General features: G+C 69.0%; 5 protein-coding genes. 2 read left to right on the top strand and 3 right to left on the bottom strand.

Going from position 1 to position 4114, the window contains the following annotated elements; genetic code table 11:
- Positions 1 to 138 precede the first annotated feature (138 nt).
- From glnII to ACFVWD_RS57650, 3 genes are all read right to left on the bottom strand, one after another.
- Complete coding sequence (gene glnII, locus ACFVWD_RS57660; protein ID WP_101405551.1) at positions 139 to 1167, bottom strand: glutamine synthetase; 1029 nt, start codon at positions 1165 to 1167, stop codon at positions 139 to 141.
- A 483-nt stretch (positions 1168 to 1650) separates the two neighbouring features.
- Complete coding sequence (locus ACFVWD_RS57655) at positions 1651 to 2334, bottom strand: hypothetical protein (protein WP_168490725.1); 684 nt, start codon at positions 2332 to 2334, stop codon at positions 1651 to 1653.
- A gap of 119 nt (positions 2335 to 2453) precedes the next feature.
- The gene (locus ACFVWD_RS57650; RefSeq protein WP_389607132.1) at positions 2454 to 2816 is read right to left on the bottom strand and encodes an arsenate reductase family protein; all 363 of its coding nucleotides are present in this window, start codon (positions 2814 to 2816) and stop codon (positions 2454 to 2456) included.
- A 177-nt stretch (positions 2817 to 2993) separates the two neighbouring features.
- On the opposite strand from ACFVWD_RS57650, the gene ACFVWD_RS57645 reads away from it, so the two are divergent.
- Together ACFVWD_RS57645 and ACFVWD_RS57640 are read left to right on the top strand one after the other, a co-directional pair.
- Positions 2994 to 3431: a hypothetical protein gene (locus tag ACFVWD_RS57645; protein ID WP_389607134.1), complete on the top strand. Its 438-nt coding sequence runs from the start codon at positions 2994 to 2996 to the stop codon at positions 3429 to 3431.
- Positions 3432 to 3690: 259 nt separating this feature from the next.
- Positions 3691 to 3999 carry a hypothetical protein gene (locus tag ACFVWD_RS57640; RefSeq protein ID WP_101405555.1) on the top strand — a complete coding sequence of 103 codons (309 nt, stop codon included), beginning with the start codon at positions 3691 to 3693 and terminating at the stop codon, positions 3997 to 3999.
- Positions 4000 to 4114 lie beyond the last annotated feature (115 nt).

The following is a 4114-nucleotide window of genomic DNA, read 5'->3' as shown; positions in this document are numbered from 1 at the left end:
GGGGTTTAATTGTTCGTGTTCGGCGGGGGCGTCCCGCGAAAGAATCTCCCCCCCATGTACCGGCGCGGTTTCTCCCCCCACCCGGGGGGCGCCCCCCCCGGGGTGGGGGGCCCCCTCCTCGTTCGCGTGTGGGGCGGATCAGACCTGGCCGGCCTTCTCCAGGGCGGTGCAGCAGGTGTCGACGAGCAGGCGCGTGACGACGTACGGGTCGACGTTGGCGTTCGGGCGGCGGTCCTCGATGTAACCCTTGCCGTCCTTCTCGACCTGCCACGGGATGCGGACCGAGGCGCCACGGTTGGAGACGCCGTAGGAGTACTCGTTCCACGGGGCGGTCTCGTGCAGACCCGTCAGGCGGTCGTCGATGCCGGCGCCGTAGTTCTTGACGTGGTCGAGCGGCTTCGAGCCCTCGCCCAGCGACTCGCACGCGGTGATGATCGCGTCGTAGCCCTCGCGCATCGCCTTGGTGGAGAAGTTGGTGTGCGCGCCGGCGCCGTTCCAGTCGCCCTTGACCGGCTTGGGGTCGAGGGTCGCGGAGATGTTGAAGTCCTCGGCGGTGCGGTAGAGCAGCCAGCGGGCCACCCAGAGCTGGTCGGAGACCTCCAGCGGCGCCAGCGGGCCGACCTGGAACTCCCACTGGCCGGGCATGACCTCGGCGTTGATGCCGGAGATGCCGAGGCCCGCCTTGAGACAGTTCTCGAGGTGCGCCTCGACGACGTCACGGCCGAAGATCTCGTCCGCGCCGACGCCGCAGTAGTAGCCGCCCTGCGGGGCCGGGAAGCCGCCGACGGGGAAGCCGAGCGGGCGCTCCCCGTCGAAGAAGGTGTACTCCTGCTCGATACCGAAGATCGACTCCTGCGCGGCGAACTTCTCCGCCACCTCGGCCAGCGCGGCACGGGTGTTGGACTCGTGCGGCGTCATGTCGATGTTCAGGACCTCGCACATCACGAGGACGTCGTCGCCGCCGCGGATCGGGTCCGGGAAGGTCGCGACGGGCTTGAGTACGCGGTCCGAGGCGTGACCCTCGGCCTGGTTCGTGGAAGACCCGTCGAAGCCCCAGATCGGCAGCTCGGCACCCTTGGCGTCGTCGCCCAGAATCTTCGTCTTGGAACGGAGCTTGGCCGTCGGCTCGGTGCCGTCGATCCAGATGTACTCAGCCTTGAAGGTCACGGGCCACATCCTTCGGGGTGTGTCTTGGGCGCACTGCGGGTGCTGCGGCGCTGCGGCACTGGGGCGCCGCGGTAATGCCCGGCAGCCTGTCAACAGGCGATTTCCCGATCATTGCTCGAATGTGAACCCCGTGTTACCTGGTGCCTCTGTGCTGCGACTCACTCGCCGAGAGCGATTCGCGACCGCTATCGGCGGCCCGCTCGCGAAGTCCGCGAGAACATGCGTCGGCCCACCGTGATCCTCCCGGTCCCGGTGGCGACGTCTCGTATGCGATGGGTTTGCGGGCGCGCACCGGGCTCCGTGACCGCCGGGTGCGGTATCGAACTCGCTCCACGTGCCGGTCCTGCTGTTCGTGGCCGCGAACAGCAGGACGCACGACCCGCTTCGGGGGGGGCGGTCCGGGCCGCGGGGCTGCTGCCGTACGCGGCCCGGCCGGTACCGCCGTCCGGTCGGCGGAGTTCCTCAGTCGTCAGGTGTGGGCGCTCACCCCACCTTCTCGATCCGGGCCCGGCGGATCAGGAACTTGCCCGGCTCCCGGACCTGCTCGAACGCCGCGTTGTTGAGCAGTACGCAACTGCCCGACACGGAGGTGACCTGCACGGTCGTGGACTTGTTGTTGTCCAGGTTCGTGACCTTGAGCTTGGTCCCGGCCGGGAACTGGTTGCTGGACGCGGCAGGGGCGCCGCCCTCACCCGAGAGGGTGACGGTCGAGCCGTTGCAGACCTGCTGGCCGGTGGCGGCGCCACCACCACCCGTCCCCTGCGCGGGTGCGGTGGTCTGCTGCTGCGCGGGTGTGGTCGTCGCCGGCTGGGCGGACTGCGCGGGCTGCGTGGTCTGGGAGCCCTGAGCCGACTCCCCAACCGCGCAACCGGACGCCTTCTGCTGCACCTTGATCTGTGCGATGACCGCCTCGCGGTTGGCGATCCGCGCCGCCGACTGCGCGTCGGGATTGGCCCGTTGGCCGTCGATGAACTTCTGGTTGTTGCCGAGGGCGGTGGTGAGCCCCTGGCAGACCGTCGAGTCCGCGGCGGACAGGGTCCGGCCGTTCTCGGTCTGCGCCGCGTTCGAGGTGGCCGCCATGGCGAACGCGCCACCTCCGGCCACGGCGGCGGCACTGACCAGCAACGCGAGCTTCTTCTTGGGACTGAGAGTCCTTCTACGCGACATGCGCGCCTCCTGTCCGTGGCCGCCTCGTGCGGCGGCCGGATGCGATCCGTGTGCCGCTATGTACGAGATCCCGAACAGGGTTACTCAATGGTTAACACGAGTCAGCGAAGTGGCGTGGGTCACATGCGAGTCAAGGCGTCCCGGACCGCTTCCTCCGTGCGTGCCACGACGGCCGTCCCGTCGTCCGCCGTGATGATCGGGCGCTGGATGAGCTTCGGGTGCTCGGCCAGTGCCTTGATCCACTGCCCGCGCGAACTGTCGTCCCGTGCCCACGACTTCAGGTCGAGCTCCTTGGCGAGGGTCTCCTGTGTCCGCGTGATGTCCCACGGTTCGAGGTCCAGCCGCTCCAGTACGGCCCGGATCTCGTCCTCCGTGGGTACGTCCTCCAGGTAGCGGCGGACGGTGTACTCCGCACCCTCCGCGTCGAGCAGGCTGATGGCGCTGCGGCACTTCGAACAGGCCGGATTGATCCAGATCTCCATGCCGCACACGTTACGCGTGACCCCCCTTTCCCGCTGGCGTCACGCCGCCCCCGAGGCCCCGGTGGCCAGGGGTCGGTTCATCACAAGATCATCACTCCATCTCCATGCCTCTGTCATATGCCAAAGCCGGGAACTACCGTCATCCCACCGAAAGCACAACCAGGGGGGACGAGATGACTGATCCGTACACAAGGTCGCCTGTTCGGTCTGGGGGCCATGGGTGGCACCCGGAGCGCGCAGGACGAGGTGAACGCGGCGAAGGCCGCGGCGGCCAGTCCCCGTCCGACGGTCACGGTGACCGCCACCGCCACCGCCACCGCCACTGCCACTGTCACCGTCACCGTCACCGCGACGCCGAAGCCGCGGGTCACCGTCACCAAGACGGTGTGGACGCCGGGCCCGACCGAGACGGTCACCGAGGCCGCGCAGGATGCCGGGGCGGACACGAGTGGGGGCAGCGACGCCGGCACCTGCTCGATCGTCTCCAACTCGGGCAACTGCTGCGAGGCGGGGCAGTACTGCCGGAACAGGGACCACGGCGCTTCGACGACGGATGCCGGCGGTGCGGGCATCACGTGCGCCTACCGCAACGGGTGGCGCTGGACCTACTCCTGACGGCGTGAGCCGCGTCTTTCCCGGCGGGTGGTGGGCGGCTCCCCGTCGTGCCCACCGGAGGGTCTGTTCGAATTTGCCGCCGTCTCACGCACACCTCGCGGAACTGCTGTGACACGGCGGCAACTCCCTTGTTCACCTGGACGTTTGCCGGACTCTGTGGACTCCCTGGATGTCAGTGCCGGGCAGTAAACTAGAAGCAGTGTTCGAGGGTGTCGCCGGGGGGTCCGGATGACGCCCTGACCGCGACAGGAGGATGCCTGTGCCCGCTGCCGCACTGAAGCCGCTGCCCACTCAGTCCACGTCCAAGAGGGCGGTCCTGATGGACCTGCCGTACGAGCCCGTGGCGAAGCGCCCGTTGCCGCCGGGGCGGCCTCGCGAGTGGTACGTCACGCACAACCGCCGGCTCAAGGCGATGCGTCTCGCGATCGCTCTGCTCGACTCCGGTGTGTACGTTCCGAATCAGGCCCGCGACGAGAAGATCCGCAGTACTGCGGAGGCGATCGGTGTTCATCCGCCGTCGGACACCACGTGCCACATGGTGCGCGCGCTGATGCGTTACGCGCGCTGAGCGCCGGGGGCGGCGGGGGTGACGTTCCTCGCCCCCGCCGCCCCTACCCGTCCCATCCCTGGGGGCTGCGCCCCCAGACCCCCGCTTCGGCCTGAACGGCCTCGTCCTCAAACGC

It is taken from the genome of Streptomyces sp. NPDC058086, assembly GCF_042885015.1.
Taxonomy (GTDB): domain Bacteria; phylum Actinomycetota; class Actinomycetes; order Streptomycetales; family Streptomycetaceae; genus Streptomyces.
This window is presented reverse-complemented; position numbering and strand designations above follow the sequence as displayed.